The sequence below is a fragment of the Taibaiella lutea genome (assembly GCF_008629695.1).
Lineage (GTDB): Bacteria > Bacteroidota > Bacteroidia > Chitinophagales > Chitinophagaceae > Taibaiella > Taibaiella lutea.
The window spans coordinates 846063-871022 of record NZ_VWSH01000001.1 but is presented as its reverse complement, the minus strand read 5'-3'; the positions used below and the strand labels follow the sequence as shown (position 1 = coordinate 871022).

General features: G+C 38.0%; 21 protein-coding genes. 17 read left to right on the top strand and 4 right to left on the bottom strand.

Features of this window, described 5'->3' with window-relative positions:
- Positions 1 to 9: 9 nt before the first annotated feature.
- The 6 genes from mutL (at position 10) to F0919_RS03685 (ending at position 5837) form a co-directional block, all read left to right on the top strand.
- Entirely contained in the window at positions 10 to 1851 is a 1842-nt protein-coding gene (mutL, locus tag F0919_RS03710; protein ID WP_150031365.1) for a DNA mismatch repair endonuclease MutL, read from the top strand.
- A gap of 173 nt (positions 1852 to 2024) precedes the next feature.
- Positions 2025 to 2864, top strand: coding sequence for a MotA/TolQ/ExbB proton channel family protein (locus tag F0919_RS03705; RefSeq protein WP_150031364.1), 840 nt, complete (start codon positions 2025 to 2027; stop codon positions 2862 to 2864).
- Positions 2865 to 2922: 58 nt separating this feature from the next.
- Positions 2923 to 3606, top strand: a complete 684-nt coding sequence (locus F0919_RS03700) for an ExbD/TolR family protein (protein ID WP_150031363.1) — start codon at positions 2923 to 2925, stop codon at positions 3604 to 3606.
- Positions 3607 to 3661: 55 nt separating this feature from the next.
- The gene (locus F0919_RS03695; protein WP_150031362.1) at positions 3662 to 4216 is read left to right on the top strand and encodes an ExbD/TolR family protein; all 555 of its coding nucleotides are present in this window, start codon (positions 3662 to 3664) and stop codon (positions 4214 to 4216) included.
- Positions 4217 to 4268: 52 nt separating this feature from the next.
- Positions 4269 to 5090, top strand: coding sequence for an energy transducer TonB (locus F0919_RS03690; RefSeq protein ID WP_150031361.1), 822 nt, complete (start codon positions 4269 to 4271; stop codon positions 5088 to 5090).
- Positions 5091 to 5219: 129 nt separating this feature from the next.
- A complete protein-coding gene (locus F0919_RS03685) occupies positions 5220 to 5837 on the top strand; it encodes an OmpH family outer membrane protein (RefSeq protein ID WP_150031360.1) in 618 nt (205 codons plus the stop codon).
- A gap of 125 nt (positions 5838 to 5962) precedes the next feature.
- Here F0919_RS03685 and purH read toward each other — a convergent pair whose 3' ends face one another.
- Positions 5963 to 7474 carry a bifunctional phosphoribosylaminoimidazolecarboxamide formyltransferase/IMP cyclohydrolase gene (purH, locus tag F0919_RS03680; protein WP_150031359.1) on the bottom strand — a complete coding sequence of 504 codons (1512 nt, stop codon included), beginning with the start codon at positions 7472 to 7474 and terminating at the stop codon, positions 5963 to 5965.
- Positions 7475 to 7776: 302 nt separating this feature from the next.
- On the opposite strand from purH, the gene F0919_RS03675 reads away from it, so the two are divergent.
- From F0919_RS03675 to F0919_RS03640, 8 genes are all read left to right on the top strand, one after another.
- Positions 7777 to 8964 (top strand): hypothetical protein, encoded by a 1188-nt coding sequence (locus tag F0919_RS03675; RefSeq protein WP_150031358.1) that lies wholly within the window; start codon positions 7777 to 7779, stop codon positions 8962 to 8964.
- On the top strand, positions 8964 to 10118 hold the full coding sequence (locus tag F0919_RS03670) for a S8 family peptidase (protein WP_150031357.1): 1155 nt from the start codon (positions 8964 to 8966) through the stop codon (positions 10116 to 10118). Before F0919_RS03675 ends, F0919_RS03670 begins: the two co-directional genes overlap by 1 nt.
- A gap of 5 nt (positions 10119 to 10123) precedes the next feature.
- Complete coding sequence (locus F0919_RS03665; RefSeq protein ID WP_150031356.1) at positions 10124 to 12544, top strand: hypothetical protein; 2421 nt, start codon at positions 10124 to 10126, stop codon at positions 12542 to 12544.
- A 203-nt stretch (positions 12545 to 12747) separates the two neighbouring features.
- Positions 12748 to 13959, top strand: a complete 1212-nt coding sequence (locus F0919_RS03660; RefSeq protein WP_150031355.1) for an HD domain-containing protein — start codon at positions 12748 to 12750, stop codon at positions 13957 to 13959.
- Between the two features lie 167 nt (positions 13960 to 14126).
- Positions 14127 to 15179 carry a UDP-3-O-(3-hydroxymyristoyl)glucosamine N-acyltransferase gene (gene lpxD / locus F0919_RS03655; protein ID WP_150031354.1) on the top strand — a complete coding sequence of 351 codons (1053 nt, stop codon included), beginning with the start codon at positions 14127 to 14129 and terminating at the stop codon, positions 15177 to 15179.
- A gap of 141 nt (positions 15180 to 15320) precedes the next feature.
- Positions 15321 to 16775: a bifunctional UDP-3-O-[3-hydroxymyristoyl] N-acetylglucosamine deacetylase/3-hydroxyacyl-ACP dehydratase gene (locus F0919_RS03650; protein ID WP_235903451.1), complete on the top strand. Its 1455-nt coding sequence runs from the start codon at positions 15321 to 15323 to the stop codon at positions 16773 to 16775.
- Positions 16776 to 16883: 108 nt separating this feature from the next.
- Positions 16884 to 17687: an acyl-ACP--UDP-N-acetylglucosamine O-acyltransferase gene (gene lpxA, locus F0919_RS03645; protein ID WP_150031353.1), complete on the top strand. Its 804-nt coding sequence runs from the start codon at positions 16884 to 16886 to the stop codon at positions 17685 to 17687.
- Positions 17671 to 18288 carry an ABC transporter ATP-binding protein gene (locus F0919_RS03640; protein WP_216629362.1) on the top strand — a complete coding sequence of 206 codons (618 nt, stop codon included), beginning with the start codon at positions 17671 to 17673 and terminating at the stop codon, positions 18286 to 18288. Before lpxA ends, F0919_RS03640 begins: the two co-directional genes overlap by 17 nt.
- A gap of 105 nt (positions 18289 to 18393) precedes the next feature.
- On the opposite strand, the gene F0919_RS03635 is transcribed toward F0919_RS03640, so the two are convergent.
- Together F0919_RS03635 and F0919_RS03630 are read right to left on the bottom strand one after the other, a co-directional pair.
- Positions 18394 to 19485: a fatty acid desaturase family protein gene (locus tag F0919_RS03635; protein WP_150031351.1), complete on the bottom strand. Its 1092-nt coding sequence runs from the start codon at positions 19483 to 19485 to the stop codon at positions 18394 to 18396.
- 283 nt (positions 19486 to 19768) lie between these two features.
- A complete protein-coding gene (locus tag F0919_RS03630) occupies positions 19769 to 20839 on the bottom strand; it encodes a hypothetical protein (protein ID WP_150031350.1) in 1071 nt (356 codons plus the stop codon).
- A 94-nt stretch (positions 20840 to 20933) separates the two neighbouring features.
- Here F0919_RS03630 and F0919_RS03625 point away from each other — a divergent pair, with 94 nt between their 5' ends.
- From F0919_RS03625 to F0919_RS03615, 3 genes are all read left to right on the top strand, one after another.
- The gene (locus F0919_RS03625; RefSeq protein WP_150031349.1) at positions 20934 to 22727 is read left to right on the top strand and encodes a BamA/TamA family outer membrane protein; all 1794 of its coding nucleotides are present in this window, start codon (positions 20934 to 20936) and stop codon (positions 22725 to 22727) included.
- A 118-nt stretch (positions 22728 to 22845) separates the two neighbouring features.
- Complete coding sequence (locus F0919_RS03620; RefSeq protein WP_150031348.1) at positions 22846 to 23376, top strand: hypothetical protein; 531 nt, start codon at positions 22846 to 22848, stop codon at positions 23374 to 23376.
- A gap of 330 nt (positions 23377 to 23706) precedes the next feature.
- On the top strand, positions 23707 to 24246 hold the full coding sequence (locus F0919_RS03615) for a TPM domain-containing protein (protein WP_190277247.1): 540 nt from the start codon (positions 23707 to 23709) through the stop codon (positions 24244 to 24246).
- Positions 24247 to 24295: 49 nt separating this feature from the next.
- On the opposite strand, the gene F0919_RS03610 is transcribed toward F0919_RS03615, so the two are convergent.
- On the bottom strand, positions 24296 to 24658 hold the full coding sequence (locus F0919_RS03610; protein ID WP_150031346.1) for a hypothetical protein: 363 nt from the start codon (positions 24656 to 24658) through the stop codon (positions 24296 to 24298).
- Positions 24659 to 24960: the final 302 nt, after the last annotated feature.

Here is a 24960-nt window from a genome sequence, read left to right as displayed (position 1 = left end):
TAAATTATAGTGCCTGATATTATTCAACTGTTACCAGATCATCTTGCCAATCAGATTGCTGCCGGAGAAGTTATACAACGCCCGGCTTCAGCAGTGAAGGAACTGTTGGAAAATGCCATTGATGCCGGTGCAACAGAGATTCAGCTTATATTGAAAGATGCAGGTAAAGAATTGATTCAGGTTGTAGATAACGGTAAAGGCATGAGCCCAATGGATGCACGCATGAGTTTTGAGCGTCATGCTACATCCAAAATCAGGCATATCGACGATTTGTTTTCTATAAAAACGATGGGTTTCCGTGGCGAAGCATTGGCTTCCATTGCGGCTGTAGCTCAGGTAGAAATGAAGACCCGTCAGCATCATGAAGATATCGGGACTTTATTAATCATCGAAGCTTCTGAAGTTTTAAAGCAGGAACCTGTCGCATGTTCGGCCGGTACCAGTTTTTCCATCAGAAATTTATTTTATAATGTTCCTGCCCGCCGGAAATTTTTAAAATCAAATACTTCCGAGTTCAAGCATATTATAGATGAATTTACAAGGGTAGCAATGGCTTATCCGGAAATATCATTCCGTTTGTTTCATAACAATACAGAACAATTTCATTTATCGACAGGTAATCTTAAAACAAGAATAATAGAATTACTGGGCAATAAATCGGAGCGCAACCTGGTTCCTGTAGAAGAAGATACTGAATTATTGCGCATCAGCGGATTTATCGGGAAGCCGGAAGGTGCCAACAAAACACGTGGCAATCAGTTTTTCTTTATCAATAATCGTTTTATCAGAAATGCTTACCTGCATCATGCGGTTACCACAGCTTTTGACAACCTTATTGAGAAAGATGCTTTCCCCTTCTATGTTTTATTTCTTGAATTAGATCCGCAACGTGTTGATGTTAACGTGCATCCGACAAAACAGGAAGTGAAATTTGATGATGATAAGCTGATGTATGCGTATTTGCAATCAACGATTAAGCATACTCTGGCCCGTTATAATATTGCACCTTCTCTGGATTTTTCTCTGAATGCCGAAATTCAGAACATGGATGCCGTAAGGTTGCCACAAACAGAGCAAAGGAAAGCGGAAACGCAAAGCGGTTATTTATATCAATCTTTTTCCCAGGCAGGAAGGGCACATTTAATAGAAAAAACAAATGATCGCCAGCAATGGAAAGAGCAACGAGAGCATTTTATGCCTTCTATGCCAACCATGCCCTCATTAAGCAATAAAGTAAATGCAGATTCTGATAACGGGCTTTCAGACCAGTCTGCAATGGATTTTGTTGAAATAAGTAATCATGAACAACCGGTGCTTCAATGGAGGGATTATCTTTTAAGTACGATGAAGTCGGGTATTTTGCTTGTGCATCAAAAGAGAGCATTGGAGCGGATACAGTATGAACGTTTGGTAAGCAGGATGGCGAATGAGCAAAAGGTTTCACAACAATTGCTATTTCCGGTCAGTCTGCAACTGACTCCTGCTGATTCGGCCCTTTTGGAAGATTTATTGCCTTTCCTTAAAAACCTCGGATATGAAATTTCGCCGCTTGGCAGTCATACTTATGCGGTAAATGGTGCGCCCCCTGATATACCTTCCGGACGTGAACAATCCATATTGGAGGAATTATTGGAGCAATTAAAACATGAATCATCTAACTTGAAAAATCAGTTGCAGGAAAAACTTTTAAAAACTATGGCCAAACGGATGGCTCAGCCATCCCTGCTTACACCAGGTGCAGCACAATCATTAATTGATGAATTATTTGCCTGCGAACAGCCGCAGTATTCACCCGACGGAGCTAAAATATTTACTATCTTACCAAAAGAAAACCTTGATAATTTATTATAGAAAAACATTTCTTTCATTTTGGAAATTTGCATAATAGATTTATATTTGATTCCAAAGTTATCTTAACGTAAATTTTGGAGTGCAAATTTGTTTATTTTAACCAAACGCATAAATTTGCGGCGACTATTATTGCAATCTTTTTTTAAAACAATCAATTCGTAAAAAACAGAATTATGGCAGACGTAAAAACAGCCACAGCAGCAAGACCAGCCGGAGCACCACGTGCAGCAGGCAAACCAAAAAATTCAAATAGTTTTTGGTTAAATTTAGCAATCGTAGCTGTTTGTATAGCAGCAGGATGGATTATCCGCATCTTTGTATTAGGTGATAAAGCAAACTTTAATGAAGCTGGTCACCCTATCAATTGGAAAGGACAAATGTATAGTGGTGGTGTAATCGTACCGTTCCTGATTGCAATGTTCTTAACGATGCTTGCTTTCGTTATTGAAAGAGGAATGACTATTATGAAGGCAAAAGGTAAAGTGAATGGCGGTGAATTTGTGCGTAAAGTACAATATCATCTTGCAAATAAAAATGTTGATGCGGCATTAGCTGAGTGTGACAAACAAAGCGGTTCTGTAGGTAATGTAATGAAAGCAGGCCTTCACAAATACAAAGAAATGATAGGTAATACTGAATTGACTACTGATCAAAAAGTAATGAGTATCCAAAATGAAATTGAAGAAGCTACGGCTCTTGAATTACCTATGTTGGAGAAAAATCTTGTATTCCTTTCTACTATTACTTCCGCAGCAACCCTATTAGGTTTGATGGGTACGGTAGTTGGTATGATCCGTGCATTCGCATCTATGGGTGAAGGCGGCGGCGCTGATTCTACAGCATTGGCAGCAGGTATCTCCGAAGCACTTTTTAATACTGCATTAGGTATCGGTACTTCTTTCCTTGCAATGATAGCTTATAACTTCTATACTACTGTTATTGATGGTGTGAATTATAGCATTGATGAAAGCGGATTTACATTATCACAAAGTTTTGCTGCTACTTACAAATAAGCGCAAATTATCTTTGTGGAAAATATCAACCGCTTCGTCTAATATAAAATAACAAGAAATGCCAAAAATAAAACTGCCTCGTAAGAGTACGCATATAGACATGACGGCCATGTGTGATGTGGCGTTCCTATTGCTTACCTTCTTTATGTTGGCTACAAAATTCAAGCCGGAAGAGCCTGTTCAGATCACTCAACCGGCGTCTACGTCAACCAAGATCATTCCTGAAGGTTTTATGTTAATTACCTTGGATAAAAACGGAAGGGTTTTCTTTGATGTCGACAAGAAGGATCAAAAACAGGAACTGATTGAAAAAATCAATGCTGACAAAAATTTAGGTCTTACTGATCCTGAAGTAAAATCTTTTGTAAATGGTGCAGGAGTTGGCGTTCCTTTTTCTCAATTGAAACAATATCTTGCTTTATCGCCCGCTCAACAAGCGCAGTTTGACAAAACGGCAAAAGGTATTCCAACAGATACAACAGCGAGTTATGAAACGAATGAATTGGCCTATTGGTTAGCATCGGCGCGATTCTTTGTGAAAAGTAAAGATAAGGACGGCAATGATGTACAAGGTCGTATTGCTATCAAAGCTGATGGAGCCGCTAAATATCCTGAAATAAATAAAGTTATCGGGACTTTAGGGCATCTTGGAATATTCAAATTCAGCTTCTCTACCAATTTAAAGGGAATACCGCCGGGAACGGCTTTAGCTGAATCGAATTCGAAAAATAAAGCCGAATAAAGTAAATTCAGGTTCTTTATAAGAACATTTAACTAACTTAATTAAATAAAATACCATGGCAGAAATAGAGGTAAAAGGTGGGAAGAAACATGCCCCCCGAATTGACCTTACACCAATGGTGGATTTAGGATTCCTGCTTATCACCTTCTTCATGCTTACTACAACCATGTCGAAGCCAAAAGCGATGGAAATCCAGATGCCGTTTAAAGATCCAAACATGAAAGATGAGGATAAGAACAAAGTCAAGAAAGACGAAGCGCTTACCGTTCTTTTAAGTAAAGATCACAGGATTTATTATTATAATGGTATTGGAGACGACCCGACAAATCCGCCGCAGGTAGAAGTAACATACTTCAAAGATAAAGATGGTATCAGAGACGTATTGATTAATAAGAAAAAAACAGTACAAAGTCTTATTAGCCAAGGTGTGCTGAATGCACAGGATAAAGCAATCGTTTTGATTAAGCCGGACAGTACCAGTACTACTGAAGACCTTATTAATATCCTTGATGAAATGACTATTAATGCGATTCCGGTTTATGCAGTTGTTGATATTACTCCGGTTGATCAGGATTTTATCAAAGCGACAGAAGCCGCTAACCCGCAATAATATTTTTATGAAATTTTAAGATGCCTGCATCTTAAATAAAGAAATTACAATCATGGACATAAACAAAATTTTAAACGCCGATTACCTCGACATCCTTTTCGAAGGACGTAATAAGCAATACGGCGGTTATGAACTTCGAAAGAAGTATAAACGCAGGGCAGCTATAGCGGGGATAATATCTGTTTTGACTGTGGGTGGTTTATTTGCAGGAACAATGATAAAATTACCGGAACCTAAAGTAGCTGAACTTCCTCCGATTACAGATGTGAAGTTGGCTGAGGCTCCTCCTGTGGATCCACACAGGCCACCGCCGCCGCCGCCACCACCTGCACCACCTCCGGTAAAACCAACAGTGAAGTTTACGCCTCCTGTAATCAAAAAAAACGAAGAGGTACGTGAAGATGAAAAACCGGAACCACCAAAGCCTGAAGAAAATAAGGTTGTAGGAGCAGCTAAAGTTGAAGGTTCTGATGATCCGAATGCTATCGATCCGGGTTTATCAAAAGCGTCCGGTACAGGTAACGCTCCTGTTGAAGCAGCGCCGGTAGAGGATAAAATCTTTACTTCGGTTGAACAGACAGCAGAATTTCCGGGTGGCATGGCAGCATTGCAAAAATATCTTGCAAACAATATCAAATTCCCTACGCAAGCAAGGGAAGATGGATTATCCGGCAGAGCTATATTGCAATTCGTTGTTGACAAGGATGGTAGCATTACCAATATTGTTGTTCAGCGCGATGTGCCAGGTAGTGGGTTCGGTAAAGAAGCTACCCGTGTAGTTAGCGGTATGCCTAAATGGAAACCGGGAAGACAAAACGGGCAAGCAGTCAGAATGTACTATACATTACCTGTTACGTTTAAGTTAGACCAATAGTTAACAATTTACTTTTATAAAAAAGATTGCCAGTAATTTGGCAATCTTTTTTTATTACTCCGGCTCTATATTAAATTTTTGAATACCACAAAGTATTCCGTTAAATTTGCCCCCATAAAAAATATATTCATGTCTCAATCAAATGGAATAGTGAAAGGTCTTTTGGCCTTAGGAATGATTACAGCTTTTGGCTTTGCTTCTTGTGATTCTAAAAAAGCCGCAGAAAATAAAACAGAAACAAAACTAAATAGTACAACAACGAATATTGCAGGTACCAACGAAGGCAGGATTGCTTATGTGGATATGGACACCTTACAGGTAAAGTATATTTTTCTGAAATCTAAAAAGGAAGAATTAGAGAAAAAATCGGCTAATCTTGAAGCAGAACTTGCAAGAGGCGGGCAAATACTGCAAAATGAAGCTATTGCTTTTCAAAAGAAAGCGCAATCAGGAGGTTTTACTACGCAGGCAGAAGGCGAAGCTGCGCAACAGAGATTGCAAAAAATGCAGGTTGACCTTGAAAATAAAAGACAAACATTGGGTGCGCAACTTATGAAGGAAAATGATGCGTTTGCCAAGGAACTTCAGGACAAGCTGGATAAGTATTTATTGAAATACAACCAGGATAAAAAGTATGATTATATCCTTTCTTATCAAAAGGGTGGTTCCATTCTTTTTGCAAATCAAAGTTTAAACATAACGGAAGAAGTAGCAAAAGGCATGAATGAAGATGACAAAGCAAAATAAGAATACCTTTTCAAAAATATAAATTAAAGGGGTGATTCAGTTATACTGAATCACCCCTTTAATTTATATCCAACTTAATAAATTTGACAACTTTTAAGAAGGTGTCAAATCTTGGAAAAAAAATATTAATGTCTGAAATGACGCATGCCCGTAATCACTAAAGCCATGCCGTTTTCTTTGCAATAAGCAACCGTATCTTTATCACGGATAGAGCCACCGGGCTGAATTACAGCAGTAATGCCTGCTTCGTGTGCCATCTTAACACAGTCGTCAAAAGGAAAGAAAGCATCGGATGCCAATACCGCATCGGTCAAATCAAAACCGAATGCGTGTGCCTTTTCAAGCGCATGGCGTAATGCATCTACACGACTTGTCTGGCCGCAGCCTTTACCTAAAAGCTGTCCGTTTTTAACCAATGCAATTGCATTTGATTTAAGATGCTTACAGATAAGATTACCAAAGACCATGTCTTTCTTTTGTGCTTCTGTAGCCGGTTGTGCACCTTCTTCTTTCCAATCGATGTAATTGCCGGAATCGGCATCCTGCGTTAAAATACCCCCCATTACATTCTTGAAAATAGTTTTGGTTTGTAATGGTTTTTTCTGGGCAAGTAATATGCGGTTCTTTTTGGTTTGCAACACTTCCAACGCATCTGCATCAAATCCCGGAGCAATGAGGATTTCAAAAAACAACTCATTAATTTTCTGAGCAGTTGCCAAATCGATATTCTTGTTGGTAACCAATACGCCACCAAATGCACTTTCCGGATCGCCGGCCAATGCCGCATCCCATGCTTCAGGCAAAGATGCTCTTTGTGCAACTCCGCACACATTTGTATGCTTGATGATTGCAAAAACAGCATCGGCATTATTATCAAATTCAGCTATCAGTTGCGCTGCAGCATCAGCATCTACCAGGTTGTTGTAAGAAAGCTCCTTACCATGCAGCTTGTCGAAAGTCTCCGTTAAATCGCCGTAGAAAACACCTTGCTGATGCGGATTTTCACCATAACGCAATATCTGTTTGCCATGAAATGCAGGAATGATAGTGCCGTTGAAATAATTGTTGATAGCGATATCGTAATTCATTACAACATAGAAAGCTTTGGCAGCGAAGGCACGGCGTTGTTCTAATGTTGTTGCGCCATTTTGTGTTTTTAATAATTCCTCTAAAGCAGCATAATCTTCTTTAGCGGCAATAACAGTAAGGTCTTTATGGTTTTTTGCTGCGGCACGAATCATAGATGGCCCGCCGATGTCAATTTTTTCTATGATTAATTTTTCTTCTGAAGTTTGTTTCAATGTTTCTTCAAAAGGATATAAATCCACTATCACCAAATCAATTTCGGGAATATTGTATTGCTGCATTTCTTCAAGATCCTGTGGCAGATCTCTTCTGCCCAGTATGCCGCCAAAGATGCCCGGATGCAATGTCTTAACGCGACCTCCTAAAATAGAAGGATAAGTTGTTACATTTTCAACAGGCACACATTTTATGCCAAGATCTTCAATGAATTTCTGAGTGCCGCCGGTAGAATATATAGTAGCTCCGATACGTTCCAATTCTTTTACTATTGGTTCCAGGCCGTCCTTGTAGAAAACAGAAATAAGTGCAGATTTGATTTGCTTGTTTGACATTGAAATGCTTTTATAATGAGGCGCAAAGGTCTGAAATGAATGCAATATCTGCAAATCAATTGCTTTGGAAATTTAAAAATCAGCAAATAGGTTATGTGAAAGCTATCGTTATTGTCTGATAATAAACCGTGGAGTGACTTTAATGACTATAGTTTTTCAGGGAAATTTTTAATAAAACACTCATTTCGCGTATAAATACGTATTAAAAATGTGAAAAGTACTTATGCTTTTTATTTTGTTTATTTTTAGTTTTGTTTTAAGTTTAGCAAGCGTGAATTTTAAAAATCCTAAAACCCATTTTTATGCTTAATAATGTTGCGCTCGATGTTGTAATAGGACTGGTTTTCATCTTTTTACTCTACAGTTTATTTGCGACTGTTGTTTCTGAAATTATAGCCACGGCTCTTGGACTTCGTGCAAGAAACCTGATGGAATCCGTCGGACAGATGCTGGAAGACGAAAAAGACAGGAGTAAACTTGAAAAGGTTATTGATTCGCTACGCTTAATGAAAAAGCCTGATGGGGATTTTGTGAAAAAATTCTATCAGCTTCCGGAAATTAAAAAATTAAAAAATACAGGTTTTTCTTCTTTGCCTTCTGTCATGCGTTCAGGAAGTTTCTCAAGAGCAATATATCAGAAATTATTTGGTGCGGGTTTTATAGATAAGGATAGCATTGAAGCGAAAATTATGGAAGGTGGTGATATTCTCAGTCCTGAAACGAAGATTTATGTTTTGAATTTGTGGAAAGATAGTTATGGTGATATTGAAAAATTTAAAGCATCGTTGGAACATTGGTTTGACAGGACAATGGAACAATGTACCGAATGGTACAAACGTAAAATTCAGGTAGTATTATTGATACTTGGATTTGTAATGGCTTGGTGCTTCAATGCTGACACGATTGGAATTATTCATAAACTTTCAACCGATAAAAAGGCCAGAGAAGAAATGGTGACGATGGCAACGGCCTATATTCAGAATAATAAAAATATACCGATAACACCAACTAATGGCTGTGACTCATGTGATTCTGTGAGCGTAAAAAGTTTCAATCAAAAGCTGGATTCTCTGCTTAAAATTAAAAGCCAATTGGATAAGGATATTGCGAAAGCCAACTCCCTGTTGGGTTCCGGTTCCTGGCTACCTGATTCCGTAATGGTGTTAAAAGATAGCGCCACCGGAAAACGGCTTTATATTCCTGAACTGGATGCAACAGCTGCTTTGAAAATCAGCAAGCTTAGCAATGCTACGGTTAACAAATATTATGTGTTTAGCTCCTGCGATAAATGGCATTATTTATTCAGCATGTTTTGTGTCCATTTCATGGGTTTCCTAATCACTGCAATTGCTATTTCTTTAGGAGCTCCTTTCTGGTTCGATATGCTGAATAAGCTTATTCAGCTTCGTACATCCGTGAAACCTGATAATAGCAACGATGATAATGCGAATGCCAATAACAATGTTTCATCACCAAAAAGAGAAGCATAATGAAAGCCGTTGTTTCGAAATATTTGAATGTACGTTCCGGTGAACCTAAAGTTTTACCGGATAACAATATCGGCAATAAGTTCTTTAAGCCCGGTGAAACAATTGATATAGCTGATAAGCTAGAAGGCGAAACATATAAAGGTAATAACATCTGGTATAAATTATCGGATGGAACCTTTGTCTGGAGCGGCGGCGTGGATAGCAGCATTGAAGTGGCTGCAGTTATTCCACCCATTTCTTCCAAGACAAGTAGTTTTATTGAAGGAAAAATGAGTTGGGCACATGATAGTATTATTAATAAAGGCTTTGGCATTGTAGATGCATGGAATAAATTAGGGACAAGAGGCGATGGCGCTGCTATAGCTGTTTTTGATACGGGCATTACAAGTAACCGTGCTGACTTCATGAATATAAAAATGACCGGTTTCCGGCAAGTGCCGCATTGGAGTGCTATAGATGGAGATGGGCATGGTACTAATTGTGCTTCTATGGCTGCAGCTACAGGCAGCAGTTTGTTATTTGGTGTAGCGCCCGAAGCAGATCTTTATGTTTATAAATGCTTTGGGAATACAATAGATCAAGATATTACGGATTTTAAAACCGGACTGCAGGATTTGAATAATCGTAACCTGCCATTCGATATATTATCTGTCAGCTTTAGTAATCCCGATTACGATTCTGAGGCAGCAGATACTATTACACAGCTTGCACAGAAATATATAATTCTGGCAGCAGTAGATCATACTATGAATGCAGCTCTGATTAACAATAAACAATTTCCGGCTTCACTGCCTAATGTAATGGCAGTTTGTGCAGAAGATCAGCTGCATAATCTTCTGCCGGCTTCTTTTATAACCAATAATACTGTATGGATTTTTCCGGGCGATAAGCTTAAATGCCTGGATCCATTGGGAAGTGTAATGACAAACGGTCAATCAAGCATTGCAACACCTTTTGCAGCAGGCGTTATCGCACTTATAATTTCTTTTATGCGAAAGAGTGGCAAGGATGTTTTACCTGCTACTTATACCAGAATCATTCAGTTTTTAAAAGATAATTCCGATTCAGTAAATGATCCTACGGGAAATAATATACAATATTTAAGACCAAATATCAACCGCATTTTAGCAAACATTAATAATCTTAAAAATTAACCATCATGAAAACAATTTATATTTTACTGCTTCTCATTTTTGGTATTTCATTTCGTCTTATGGCGCAATATGAATACTACGATGCTATGAAAATAAAAGAATATACTGAAACCGGTTATCGTAATCTTTCCGTTCAGGATAAGGTAGATCTTGCGAAAAGATTGACAAAATCACAATCTATTAATATCGATAATATAAATGCTGATACCATTTCAAAAGTAGTTATTAAAGGAAACGATTTTTTAAATGGATTATTTAAACTTCCTCTGAATAATAATGATTCCAATATAAACAGGACCGGAGGCCAGGCGAGCAGATCTTTTTTAGGTTCATTTCCCACATCTCCTTCATCCGTAATTTCCTCTATCGGCGGCATTGATGTCACTAACATTGCCAATGGTGTTGCTATGTTGATGATTGACAGAGCAAAGCAGGAATTAACTATTTCATTCTTTAACCGCTTTCAGGATTATTCAAAAAAGCATCCTGAATTCCAGGTATTGTTTCCTAAAACGACTGATAATCTGATTCACCTGCTTGCGTATAAATATCCTGAAATGTTGCCTGCATTGAGAAGCAGCTTTTTTGAAGATTTGGACAAACTGCCCATTCATCTGGATGATGTTCTGGAGTTGCCAAGATATAAGGAATTGCTTGCCAATTTTCCGGAGATAAGAGTTGCAGTAAGAACTGTTCGCCTGATACAGGAAATCGAAACAGGTGAATCGAATGCTGCAGAAGTGTTGACTCAATTCGCTTCTTTCAAAGAATGGACTGAGCCTAATACTTCTGATGCTTTCTTCAATTTTGGAAATACGGTAAAACTTGCTGATATCATTTCTCAAAGCCTTCGGTATAAATCGGATTTTGGAACACAAACAAACATTGATAGTACCATCCATATCAACAATGATACTATCATTACAATCATCAACAAAAGAATCAGCTCCTCCGATACGGGTAAAAGAAAAGTAGATTCAATGGTGAGATTTACTATTACAAGCTACCAACTTGCTTCTAATATTATTTCGAGTGATACTAATACAATGATCAATATATCACAAAACACATCTCAAAGCAATAATGAAAAAAGAATATGGATTACTGCCAAACAGGCAAAAATGCTGATTGAAGATGATACTTTGTTCAAAATATATCTCGGTTTGATATTGGAAAGAGTAAAGAAAGAAAATATCGAATGGCGTACTGAAAAAGATACTATTTCATTTGCTAACATAATGAATGAAAATGCCGGGCGTATTTTTCTGTTTCAAAGCAAAATATCCGAATTTATAGTGCTGGCAAATGCCATTGATAAGGTTACAGATTCGCTTGAAGCAAAAATCAAAAGCCATGTTGCATTTACAGAAGACGATTATTTCGATTATATAGACGGTTCTATGAATGTGATTGAATACGCTTTCTCCTTTGCGGCTTTGTTCGACAGCACGCTTGATGTTTCAGCCTATACCAATATCGCCAGAAATGCTAATGACCTTTATCGTCATGTCTATAAAAAAGAATATACCCAGGCACTTTCCGATGCTATTGAAATAATAGGAGACGCCGCTAAACTGATTGATAAGAGGCAATATACAGGTCTTATGAGAACAGTACCGGTCAGCGATACAGTTGCTATGCAAAAGGCTATGAAGACCAATTCCTTTAGCATGACAGAAAAGCAACATTTCGACAGTACTTACGCCGGTCGTGCTGTTGATAGTGCCGTTATAAACAAGATATATTATATAGTCAATGCACAGGATAAGCTTCAGGCATTAATAGATGTATTGAGTTCGCTGAACAAATACGGATTGTTTATGGCCAATATGATTGATGCCAAAACTCCTGAAGAGGTACAGTATGTTTTGGATAACGCCATTCTTCCGGTTGGCAGTTCTTCCATCAAAAAGCATGCTTGCTTTAATGTTTCCATACAATCTTATCTTGGCGCATATTACAGGTTTGCAGGCAAAGACCATCCTATTGATAATGCATGGGATGATCGTTTTGGCGTAACCGCACCCATTGGTATATCCGTAAGTCACGGTTTCAATAAAGGAGGGTCACTCAGTGTATTTGCATCTTTATTCGATATCGGCGCTATTGTAGATTATCAGCTTCAGAAAGATACAGTAATTACATCAGCAACTCAGACAGGTACTGCCATCCAGAAAGACTATAGTATTAAGCTTCAACAGATTATTTCACCGGGATTTTATCTTGTTTATGGTGCCCCATGGAATATTCCGCTTGCTTTGGGCGCAGGCGCACAATATGGTCCCGGCCTGGGAAAAATAGATTTAGGAACCAATGATCTTCTCGAAAGAAATCCTTCCTGGCGTTTCAATGTATTTTTAGCAGTCGATTTACCCTTCTTCAATTTGTGTAACATAACAAAGGGTTATAATTTCAGGAAAAATTAAGGAGACAGAATAGAATTGATATTACTATTCATTTCCGCAGCCGGATAAAATGATGCAGCTATAACCTGATAGCTGCATCATTTTTTTGCAGGTTTATATTATGAAATTCTGTTTTGAAATACCAATCCTTCTGAAACCTTACATTTGCAGTCAATTACGGAAAAGAACGTAAATCTCTTTCCTTCCGGAAAAATACTGAATTGATGCGCGGAAAAATAATCAACGACCCTGTTTATGGCTTTATACGTTTCCCCGAGCAGGAAATGATGCAGGTTATAGAACACAAATGGTTTCAAAGGTTAAGGAGAATAAAGCAAATGGGGATGGCGCATCTGGTTTACCCGGGAGCGGTTCATACAAGGCTGCACCATTCTTTGGGCGCTGCGCATCTCATGAATATTGCTTTGTCCGAATTGAGGAGCAAAGGCATCGATATCAGCCGGGACGAATGTATTGCGGCCCGTCTGGCTATTTTAATGCACGATATTGGTCATGGGCCCTTTAGTCATGGATTGGAGCACACCATTGTGCACGATATTTCGCATGAAACTATTTCACGGCTTATCATGCAGCGCCTTAATGAAGAAATGGACGGAATGCTGACCTATGCCATTGCTATTTTCGACAATACACATCCGAAGACTTTCTTACATCAGCTGGTTTCGAGCCAGCTTGATATGGACCGGATGGATTACCTGAATCGCGATAGTTTTTATACTGGTGTTTCTGAAGGTGTTATTGGTTACGATCGCATTCTGCAAATGCTTACCGTTAAAGATGGCGGACTTGTGGTAGAAGAAAAAGGCATTCATTCAGTTGAAAAATTTATTGTAGCCCGCCGTCTGATGTATTGGCAGGTTTATTTACACAAAACTGTTTTAGGCGCCGAGCATCTCATCATCAATGTGTTGAAAAGAGCGAGAGATCTGGCTCAGAAAGGTGTGGATTTATTTGCTACGCCAAGCTTTCGTTTTTTTCTTTACGAAAAAATAAATGGTCATGATTTCCTTTCGGAACCCGCCATTCTTGAAAAGTTTTGTCTGTTGGACGATGCTGATATTGCTGCTTCAATAAAAGTGTGGACAAGCCATCCCGATAAAATTCTTTCACAGCTTTGTTCCATGCTTGAAAACAGAAGGTTATATAAAGTAAGGCTAAGTACCCAGCCTCTGGAACATGAATTTGAAAAGATGAAACAAGTGGTGCTGAATGCCGGACAGATAAATGAAGAAGATCTGGAGTATTTTCTATTTAAAGGCACTACCAGCAATAATACTTATAACCAGTATGATGAAAAGATTAATATTCTGATGAAAAACGGTGATATACTTAATATTTCAGATGTTGATAATGCGCTGATAAGTTCAGATCTTACAGTTCCTGTGGAGAAATTTTATATTTGTAGAATGCCCTGAGTTTTTTTCGTTATATCAAAATAATGGCCGGGCTCCGGATTTTATTTTTACTTTTATATTGTTAGCATAGGGGTAACGCAATTATAATGTGTTTATAAAGCAATAACATTTTATATCATTGTTCGTGTCTTCGACGACAATGAATTTTACTTTTTAATTAGAATAATATGCAGTTTACAGCAGCGCAGATTGCGGCTTTGATTAATGCTAAAGTGGAAGGTAATCCTGATGCGGCTATTAGTGATATTGCGCGTATTGAAGAAGGCAGGAAAGAGGCATTGAGTTTTGTCGCTAATCCCAAATACGAACATTATTTGTACGAAACCAAAGCGGGCATCATTATCATTAATGAAACGCTTGTGTTGGAAAGACCTATTGACGCTACTTTGCTCCGTGTGCCGGATGCTTATGCTGCATTTGCCGCTTTACTGGAAAAATACAATGAAGTAATGGCTATGGGCAATGTTAAGAAAGGCATTGAACAACCTTCTTTTATTGATGCTACAGCGCAGTTAGGCAACGATGTTTATGTTGGCGCATTTGCTTATCTGGGTAGAAATGTGAAGATTGGCAATAATGTAAAAATATTTCCACATGCTTATGTGGGTGATAATGTTGTGATTGATGATGACAGTCAGATTAATGCCGGCGTGAAAATTTATCATCAATGTAAATTAGGTAAAAGAGTGATTGTTCATGCAGGAACCGTTATCGGGGCAGATGGTTTTGGTTTTGCACCGCAAGGTGATGGAAAATATAAGAAAGTGCCTCAACTGGGAAATGTAGTAATAGAAGATGATGTGGAAATAGGCGCTAATACCACGATAGACAGAGCAACTATAGGTTCGACGTTTATAAGAAAAGGTGTAAAGCTGGACAATTTAATACAGGTTGCACATAATGTTGAAATAGGCGAGGGCACTGTCATTGCCTCTCAAACAGGTATTTCGGGCAGCGTGAAAATAGGTAAGCGCTGTATGATTGGCGGTCAGGTTGGTTTTGCAGGACATATTTCCATTGCGGACGGAACAAAAATCGGCGCTCAAAGCGGCATGTTAAAACCTGTTGTTAAAGAAGACACGGAATATTGGGGTTCGCCTGCATTTGATTTCAAGGCACATTTGAAAAGTCAGGTAATTTTTAGAAATTTACCTGATCTTACGCAACGCATCAAACAATTAGAAGAAAAATTGAACGCTGTTTTGGTTAAAGGGAGTTAATAGTTTAATAATATTAGCAATTGGATTATCTTTGCCGACCCGTTTTTGGAAAACTCCGGTTATATGGGGTTTTGAAAATTATAAATATAAGAAGCCTGATTTTATATATCTGTGAAATGCAAGGTTTAAAAAATTTATTTGATGGAAATAGTCGCTAAAGAAGCCAAACAAACAACGATTCTTGAACAAAAAGTAAAAATGAAAGAATTCCAACAGACCTTGAAAGGTGAAGTGTCGATAAGCGGTGTGGGGCTGCATACGGGCAAGGAAGTAACATTGACGCTGAAACCTGCCAATCCGGGTTTCGGTATTCGTTTCAAACGCGTTGATTTGCCTGAACAACCTATTGTAAAGGCAGATGTGGATTATGTAGTAGATACATCACGCGGAACAACACTTGAGCATAATGGAGCACGTATTTATACCACTGAACATATTCTTGCCGCTTTGGTCGGAATGAGTGTGGACAACGTTTTACTGGAATTGGATGCACCTGAAATTCCTATAATGGATGGTAGCTCCAAACAATTTATTGAAGCGATTGAAAGCGTGGGCGTATTAGAACAGGACGCTAAAAAAGTATATTACACTATTGATCAGAACATACATTTCTACGATCCTGTAAAGAATGTAGATATGCTTGCCATTCCCGCAAATGAATATCAGATCACTACAATGATTGATTTCAATTCTCCGGTATTGGGTACCCAGCATGCAACGTTGAAGCATATCAGTGATTTTAAGAAAGAAATTTCCAACAGCCGTACATTCTGCTTCCTGCATGAATTGGAACATCTGCTTGAAAACAATCTGATTAAAGGCGGCCAGTTGAATAATGCCATTGTTGTAGTAGATAAAGTGGTGAGTGATGCAGAATTGGAAAAGCTGGCAACTGTATTCAATCAACCTAAAGTAGAAGTTAAAAGTGAAGGCATCTTAAATAATCTGCAGTTAAATCATCCGAATGAACCTGCAAGGCATAAATTGCTTGACATTGTAGGCGATTTGGCACTGACAGGATTTAATATCAACGCTCATATTATTGCAAGCCGCCCCGGCCACGCAACAAATATTGAGTTTGCAAAAAAACTGAAACAATACATCAAGAAAAATAAAAACCTGGCGGATATTCCCACCTATGATCCTAACAGACCGCCGGTTTACGATATCGTCCATATCGAAAAATCTTTGCCACATAAATATCCGTTCCTTTTAGTCGATAAAATTATCGACATGACGGATAAGGAAGTAGTAGGTATCAAAAACGTAACTTTCAACGAGCATTTCTTTCAGGGCCATTTCCCCGGAAACCCTGTAATGCCAGGTGTTTTGCAGATAGAAGCAATGGCACAGGTTGGCGGATTGCTGGCCTTGAATAATTATCCTGATCCGGAAAATTATGATACCTATTTCCTGAAAATAGATAAGGTGAAGTTTAAACAAAAAGTAGTACCGGGCGATACTTTGATATTGAAACTGGAATTGGTAAACCCTATCAGAAGAGGCATTTGTGAAATGAAGGGAACTGCTTATGTAGGCAATAAAGTTGCTACGGAAGCGGAATTGGTAGCGCAAATTTTACCAAAACAAAAATAGATATAAGATATCAGGTATGAGATATGAGAATTTTACGTTGTGTTCTATTCGATATACTGTCTCAAATCTCAATCTCAGATCTCAAATCTAATAACTAAGTTTTTTTAAATGATTCATCCATTAACTTATGTACATCCCGAGGCTAAAATTGGCGACAATGTACAAATAGATGCTTTTGCTGTCATTCATAAAGATGTGGAAATCGGAGAAGGTAGTTACATTGCCTCCCATGCTACTATTATGGAAGGCGCACGTATTGGTAAAAATTGTCGCGTATTTCCGGGAGCCGTTATTTCAGCAATTCCACAGGATTTGAAGTTTAAAGGTGAAAATACACAAGTAATAATCGGTGATAACTGCACTATCAGAGAATGTGTAACCATCAACAGAGGTACAAGTGACAAAGAAGTTACGAGAATCGGGAATAATTGCCTGATTATGGCTTATTCTCACATAGCACACGATTGTGTTATCGGGAATAATTGTATTTTTTCAAACGACACAACTTTGGCAGGTCACATTGTTGTGGGCGATTATGTTACATTGGCCGGTTTAGTAGCTGTTCAGCAATTTGTACGTATCGGTTCTCATGCCTACGTTACCGGTGGTTCCATGGTTCGTAAAGATGTACCACCTTATGTGAAAGCAGCTCGTGAACCATTGTCTTATGTAGGCGTAAACTCAGTGGGGTTGAAACGCAGAGGTTACAGTACCGAAAAAGTAAATGAAATTCTGGATATCTTCCGCATTCTCTACGTAAAAGGATATAACGTTGCCAAAGCAATGCGTATCATCGAAGCCGAAATTCCGGTGTCTGACGAGCGCGACGAAATATTAACCTTCATTCGCGAATCCAATCGCGGCATCATGCGTGGCTATACCCGCAGAAACGGCAATGACGATATCGGTTAATCAAGTCGGCAAACGATATCAGCAACATTGGGTTTTCAAAGGTTTGGATTATACCTTTGAAAACGGCAAACAATATGCTATCCTCGGAGCCAATGGTTCGGGCAAATCTACATTACTCCGCATGCTGGCAGGCATGCAAAGTCCCAATAAAGGGACGATTGAATACAATATCAACAACACACAACTCAGTACCGAAAAGCTTTTTCAACATGTAAGCTTTTGCGCGCCGGGAATGGATATTATAGAGGAAATGTCTTTAAAGGAATTTCTTACTTTTCATTTTACTTTCAAGAAAATACTGAACGGATTCACAGTCGATAAAATCATTGAAGCGATGGGTCTGCAGAAAGTCAGCCATAAATTTATCCATGACTTTTCATCAGGAATGAAACAACGCGTTAAACTGGCACAAGCCTTTTTTACGCAAACCTCCCTTTTATTGTTGGATGAACCTTGCAGCAACCTTGATTTACAAGGAGTGCAAACTTATCAGGATTGGCTGAAACAATACTCACACAATCGTTTGATTATTATTGCCTCCAATGATGAACGCGAATATGAAGGCGTGCATGATTTAATTTCGATGCAGGATTATAAGTAGTAAAGAATAATTAACGAACATTAAAAGAAGAGGCTCACAATTATGTGAGCCTCTTCTTTTAATATCTAATATCTAACTTCTAATGTCTAATATTTAAAACCTTAATTACCCCTTTCCCATATCCCTCAAAAAACCTACATGCGCTGCTACAGCCTTTGTCATTGTTGGATAGTTAACATAAGTAAGGTTATATTCCTGACAAACCTTTTGCACAATCTTGCTGATAGCAGGGTAGTGTACGTGTGAAATTTTTGGAAATAAATGATGTTCTATCTGAAAGTTCAAACCACCCACAAACCAATTGATGAACTTATCGTTTGTCGCAAAATTTGCAGTAGTCTTTATTTGATGCGCCGCAAATTCATCCGGCATTTTTAAAGATTCGGCATCCGCTAAAGGAAAGTGTGCATCTTCAACCGTATGAGCCAATTGAAATACAATACTTAATATAAAACCTGCAACAGCACTTAATGTAACAAATCCTATAAGCCAATGCGAAAAACCAACTACCATTATCGGTATAACAATAAACACTGCAGTATGCCAAAGCTTAACCGCCCAGAAGCGGATATGGTCGCCTGCAGTCATTTTCTTTAACGGCATGATGCCGATTTTACCCGAAAAATATTTATTGTAATCACTGAAAAACACCCAGAAAACATACATAAACATATACAGCACTACAAAATAAATATGCTGAAAGCGGTGGAATTTTAAATGTTTTTGAGAAGGCGCCATACGCATCATAATGCCTGTATCAATATCATCATCCACGCCGTCAATATTAGTGTACGTATGGTGAATCATGTTGTGCTTCATATTCCACATAAACTGGCTGGCACCCATCATGCTGCTTGCATACGAAGCAATTTTGTTCATGCCCTTGTTTTCGCTGAAACTGCCATGCCCGCCATCGTGCATTACATTGAAACCTATAGAAGCAATTATGGCACCTAACAATGCACATTCCAGTAAAGCCCAGTACCAGGCAGGTTGTGCAATCAATAAATGAAGATATAGAGCCGAGAAGCCTAATACCAACACAATAGCTTTGTGCCAAAGCCCAAAGTTGCCGGTTTGTTTAATGTTGTTATCAATAAAATATTGCTGCACCCTGTTCTTCAACTCACGATGCAATGAGTTTTGCACTGAGTTCTTTACATTGGGGAACTTTGGCAATGATGTTGTTACTTCCATGAATACTCGTTAACTGAAAATTTTATTTTCAGCGCAAATTTCGGAAATATTTTTGGGAATAGCTCCATTTGTTTTCTATCCCAATATAGGCTTTAGAGCTTAATGTCCATTGGCTGAAAGGATTATCAACAATGTTAAACTTAATAACTGATGCCCGTTTGTTTTTGATTTGCATTGTATTTGGAAACCTGTGAGGTTTTCAAAATCTCACAGGTTGAATTTAAGTGCCTGAATTAATGACATTTGCTTTAGAGCTTAATTACTGTAGGTCAGGCAACTATCATTAATGGTTATTACTGTTTCTTTTATTAACCGGTACTGTGTCAAAATATAAATTACCTGTAGAATCATATTTCTGTATAACTACCTTATCATCAAAAATCATGCTGATATTTGAACCGGTACATTTATAAATCCTGCAAAGAGAATCTTTAGCATGCTTTGTTTCTTCTTCACTCATATCTTTATGTTTCATGCTTATGCCCTGAAGTGCATAGCCAACGTAGTCATCTGCGGTCAATGATTTATCTGCAAGAGATGTTTTTAAAATAGCATCGAAATAATCATGTTGTACAGAATCCTGAAATGCATTTATGATAAGCATCTGATTAGGTTGAGCGGTGCCAACCTGATAATCAGTATATAATTTCTGATGATTATTCTGAATCAATGCTGCCAGGTCATTGAAGATTTGGGACTGTCCTTCTTCAAATTGTTTTTGAACCGCATCTGAATACCGTTGCGCTATGATTGATTTGCGAAATTTGGGATCAATCAACGATTGCATGTAATTGCATTTGGCAATGAGCTTTTCACTGTTATATAAAATCCGGATCAGTTTCAGGCCAGCGGAAGTTTCAGGATTATTCATCGATGAATAGTAATCTGATACCTTATTCATAACCATGTCTTCCAGCAGCTTGTCTGTGGTGAGGTTCAGGCCGATGCTGTAATCGCATAACATTTGAAAAGGATGTTGGCCACCTGCATGAAGGCTTAAATCATACTGGACATTTTTCATAACGATATCATACGCTTTGGGCCTTTCGCCAAAAGGCCAGTATGTTGCTGCTATAGCCAATTCATAAGTATTGATGTCAATGCTGTCCTTCTCTCTGAAATAATTGCAATATTGAACTACAGAATCGTAATTTCCCGTTTTAAGCAATTGTTGTAAAGCTATATTCTGAAACGAATCAAAAGCATGTCTTTCCGCCCATTTCCGGATGGTAAAGCTGTCCGCATCTATATGAATGTTATTACCGGCCTGCAATGGCCCCCTTTGTGCATTGATATAGCCGAAATAACCAATAATTGCGGTGCATAAAACAAATGATAATAATTTTTTCTTCATAGACATCGGGGGTTTGACAATACAAATTACTCAAAATCGTTTTAATAAATAAAAAATTACTTTTGAAAACACTTTGCAATTATTCTCTTTCATAATGAGGTTACGGGTTGTCTTTCTTTTGTTGTCAGTTATACTTTGTTGTCCGCATTTCAGCGCCGGACAGCAGGTGCAGCTTGTACTTCAGCGAATAGATTCTGCTGAAAGTAAAAACATCATTATAGAAAACAAAACAACGCCCTCCCTGCAATCTTTTGATAACGCAATGGATGCTTATGATGCCTTGAAAAAATTAATAGCTGCGATGCAGGACAATGGTTATCTCGCTGCTTCGGTCGACACATTGGTTTTGACAGAAACAAAAGTCGAGGCATTTATTTTTCAGGGGCCGAAATATCAATGGGCAAGGCTTTCTTTCGACAGTATTCCTACGGCCTTGCTTATACAAATGAATATACGGGAACGTGAATGGAGCAACAGGCCTGTAAATGCAAAACAATTGTCGGCGCTGAGCGAAATTATGCTGAACTACTGCGAGAACAATGGTTATCCTTTTGCCTATACCACTTTGCGAAACATTAAACAGGAAGATAAAGGCCTCAGCGCCGATTTCATACTTGAAAGAGGCCGGCTGACAAGGTTTGACAGCTTAAGTATAGAATCTGATGCAGACATTTCGAGGGAATATCTGCAACATTACTTAGGCATTAAACAGGGCGACTTATACAATGAAACCCAATTAAGGCTTGTGAACAAAAGGCTGAATGAATTGGCCTTCCTGCAACCCTCCAAACCCTGGCGTATGGATTTTACCGTAGGCGGCAATACCTTATATCTTTACCTCAAAGAAAAGAAATCAAATCAATTGAATGGTTTGATAGGGCTCCAACCCAATACTGCTGCTACAGGTAAGTTTTTATTGACCGCAGACATTTTACTGGGTCTTAAAAATGCTTTGGGTTATGGTGAAACCATTGCTGCAACTTATCAGAACCTGCAATACAAATCACCGCGTTTTCATCTGGAAACCGGTATTCCTTATCTGATTGGTACGCCTGTCGGTTTCGACGGGAGCTTTGATTTATTTAAAAAAGATACCACCTTTTACCGCACCACATTTGACCTCGGCTTTAAATATCAATTGAATGCTTCCGACTTTTTTAAGCTTGCTTATCAGGCATACAGCAATCATCTTATTAATGCAGATACCGATTATGTAATTGAAAACAAAAAGCTGCCGGATAATCTGGATATATCGACTAAAGGCGCTGTTTTTACTTTCAACATGGATCGTACCGATTACCGCCTGAATCCGCGGAAAGGTTGGCAGGCTTCTTTCTCGGGCTCAGGGCTTTTGCGCACAGTAAAGACAAATGATGCTATTGCAAATATTGACGACGGAACGGGATACGATTACAAAAAGTTGTACGATAGTGCTAATGTAGAGAAATACCAATATCGTTTCGCCGCAGTTGCTAACTACTATATTACGCCGTTAAAGAATTTTGTGATAAAGATTGCCTATAACGGAGGCTATATCAGCGGGAAAAATTTATTCCTGAATGAGCTGTATCAATTAGGTGGCTTTAAATTGCTGCGTGGTTTTGATGAGCAAAGTATTTATGCCAATCTCTATCATGTAGGCACGCTCGAATTCAGGTTTTTACTGAGCCGCAATTCTTATTTCTATTTGTTCAGTGATGCCTCCATTATTCAGGCCGATTACAACGGCGGTAAAAGGAAGGATAATCCCGTTAGCCTTGGCGGCGGCATTACACTCGAAAACAAATCGGGCATTTTCAATATAGCATTAGGCCTTGGAAAGACGAGTGGCAATGACTTTCAGTTTAAACAGACCAAGATACATTTTGGATATACCGCTTATTTTTAGGAAATGAGTTATGCTCAATTATTAGGGTAGGGGTAAGTATAAAAACATCCTGTTTGCAAACTTCTTACTTATCAATTTTTGTATAAATTCACAATTCAATTTTCACACATCTATAAATATGAAGCATCTATTATTCCTTCTTTGTTTTTCTCTCTGCATTGGTGTCTGTAATACTCACGCACAACAGAGCAGCACAAATATTTTTTCAACAGAAATTAAGTCCCAGGGCGAAGAAATGGCACGGTTGTTTCTAAAGAAAGATTATAAAACCTTTTCAGCATATACTTATCCCAAAATAAAAGAAATGATGGGAGGAGAGCAAGGTGAAGTAAAAGCACTGACCGAACTTATGGGTAATATGGAGGCAGATGGATTTGCTATGCTGAGTTTAAAAATCGGAGAACCACATGCGATTATTAAACAAGGAGATGAACTTCAGTGTGTCGTTCCCCAGACGATAGAAATGAATACACCAAAAGGTAAAATTGTTTCAGAAACTTATTTAATCGCTATTTCCATGGATAATGGAAAGAAATGGTTCTTTATTGATACTTCCACTACAGACATTGATGAAATGAGAAAAGTATTGACAAACTTAAGTAAGGAACTCATAATACCCGAAAAGAAAAAGACGCTTATAAATGATTAGGCACTATAACTTCTCAATAGGTTATTTATAAAAAGTTAACTGACTATCCGCATCTAAGGAAACAAAACAGCAAACAACAAACGGAAATTTATCCCGTAGGGATTTAATATTGGTAGCAATATAGATTACGCATTATTGGTTTGTCCTGTAGGGACAAAATTGGATAGCCGCATTTATTTTTGTTCGTTTGTAATGATGCAATGTGACCCCGATGGGGTCCTTTACAGAGCGATTTAATATATTCTACTACCAATATTAAAATCCCTACGGGATAATCTAAATATTTTGTTTCTTACATGCAGATAGTCAATAAAAGTTAAACAGATTTTCTTGAAGCACACTATATTTTTTAATCTTTTCACTTTAATATTTGTGACAGCTTTCTGTCAATGCAACTTCGCACCCAAAAATCATTTTCAAGGGAAAGATTTTACTAATGATCCCAACATTCCGCAACCAACGGGATTTGTAAATGATTTTGAGAATATTTATTCGAAGTCTGAAGAAATAACATTAGACAGCGTTATTAAGGATTATAATAAAAGAGCAGATATTCAGATAGCATTGGCAACCTTTGACTCTGGTATGGTGAAGAAAGATAGCTTTCAATCTTACACGCTGAAAGTAGCGCAACAATGGCGTGTTGGAGAAAAAGAAAAAGATAATGGCTTGTTCATTGGTATTTGCAAAGGATATAGAATAATGTACATCCAAAACGGAATTGGTACTGCAAAAATATTAAGCGATGCAGCTACTAAATCAATTATCGACACTGCATTCATTCCTGAATTTAAGAAGAATAATGTTTATGCCGGCACATTGAAAGGAATGGAAGCTTTAATGATAACCTTATCTGCTAAGAAACATTAAGGTGTCCGACAATTCCAATTGTCAGACACCTTTTTGACTTATTCTCTGCTTACTTCTTTTTATTGGCAGACCTTTTGTAAGCTGCTTTCTTTTTGTAACCCAGGCTTGCATATTCATCGCTGTTAGCGCCATATTGTGCTTTTGCCTGGTTGGCTACTTCTATTAAAAAATCTGATGCAAACCATTCTATTGAGATTGCAGCATCTCTTGCCGCTTCATAAGCATGCCTTGTCGCTTCTTCAGCTTCGTGTTTTTTTTGCATTTCATTTCTGAGATTTTCTAATTGTTCTGAATCGTATTCTTTTCTTACGGGCGCATAGTCCACTAATTGGCTTGCTGCTAAAAGGCCATCTTCTACTTTTGTAAGTCTTTTGGCAGTCATGCGTTTTGTTTGTGTGCTTTTTGTAGCCATGATAAAATGAATTTTAGGTAAATAATAATTTTATTATAGTCAAAAATCATGCCAAAAAACATTAGTTGCAGTGTTGAGATTGAACAGATAATTTTTTATAACTTATTTTTTATTGTAATTCAATTGATTTCATTATTTAAGACAATCAAAAAAAATATGGAAAAAAGATTGGTAAGTTTTTAATACGTATTGTAACGTTACAATAAACACGATAATTTCAGAGAAACCTGTGTTTTCTTCAGGAAATGCTTTGTCACAAATAGTAACAGCTTTGTTTCTTTTGAAAACACTTTGTCGCAAAT

Coding starts and splice junctions, on each gene's coding strand:
- F0919_RS03705 (WP_150031364.1), top strand. CDS start 2,025: ATGGCAGACGTAAAAACAGCCACAGCAGCAAGACCAGCCGGAGCACCA.
- F0919_RS03700 (WP_150031363.1), top strand. CDS start 2,923: ATGCCAAAAATAAAACTGCCTCGTAAGAGTACGCATATAGACATGACG.
- F0919_RS03695 (WP_150031362.1), top strand. CDS start 3,662: ATGGCAGAAATAGAGGTAAAAGGTGGGAAGAAACATGCCCCCCGAATT.
- F0919_RS03690 (WP_150031361.1), top strand. CDS start 4,269: ATGGACATAAACAAAATTTTAAACGCCGATTACCTCGACATCCTTTTC.
- F0919_RS03685 (WP_150031360.1), top strand. CDS start 5,220: ATGTCTCAATCAAATGGAATAGTGAAAGGTCTTTTGGCCTTAGGAATG.
- purH (WP_150031359.1), bottom strand. CDS start 7,474: ATGTCAAACAAGCAAATCAAATCTGCACTTATTTCTGTTTTCTACAAG.
- F0919_RS03675 (WP_150031358.1), top strand. CDS start 7,777: ATGCTTAATAATGTTGCGCTCGATGTTGTAATAGGACTGGTTTTCATC.
- F0919_RS03670 (WP_150031357.1), top strand. CDS start 8,964: ATGAAAGCCGTTGTTTCGAAATATTTGAATGTACGTTCCGGTGAACCT.
- F0919_RS03665 (WP_150031356.1), top strand. CDS start 10,124: ATGAAAACAATTTATATTTTACTGCTTCTCATTTTTGGTATTTCATTT.
- F0919_RS03660 (WP_150031355.1), top strand. CDS start 12,748: ATGCGCGGAAAAATAATCAACGACCCTGTTTATGGCTTTATACGTTTC.
- lpxD (WP_150031354.1), top strand. CDS start 14,127: ATGCAGTTTACAGCAGCGCAGATTGCGGCTTTGATTAATGCTAAAGTG.
- F0919_RS03650 (WP_235903451.1), top strand. CDS start 15,321: ATGGAAATAGTCGCTAAAGAAGCCAAACAAACAACGATTCTTGAACAA.
- lpxA (WP_150031353.1), top strand. CDS start 16,884: ATGATTCATCCATTAACTTATGTACATCCCGAGGCTAAAATTGGCGAC.
- F0919_RS03640 (WP_216629362.1), top strand. CDS start 17,671: ATGACGATATCGGTTAATCAAGTCGGCAAACGATATCAGCAACATTGG.
- F0919_RS03635 (WP_150031351.1), bottom strand. CDS start 19,485: ATGGAAGTAACAACATCATTGCCAAAGTTCCCCAATGTAAAGAACTCA.
- F0919_RS03630 (WP_150031350.1), bottom strand. CDS start 20,839: ATGAAGAAAAAATTATTATCATTTGTTTTATGCACCGCAATTATTGGT.
- F0919_RS03625 (WP_150031349.1), top strand. CDS start 20,934: ATGAGGTTACGGGTTGTCTTTCTTTTGTTGTCAGTTATACTTTGTTGT.
- F0919_RS03620 (WP_150031348.1), top strand. CDS start 22,846: ATGAAGCATCTATTATTCCTTCTTTGTTTTTCTCTCTGCATTGGTGTC.
- F0919_RS03610 (WP_150031346.1), bottom strand. CDS start 24,658: ATGGCTACAAAAAGCACACAAACAAAACGCATGACTGCCAAAAGACTT.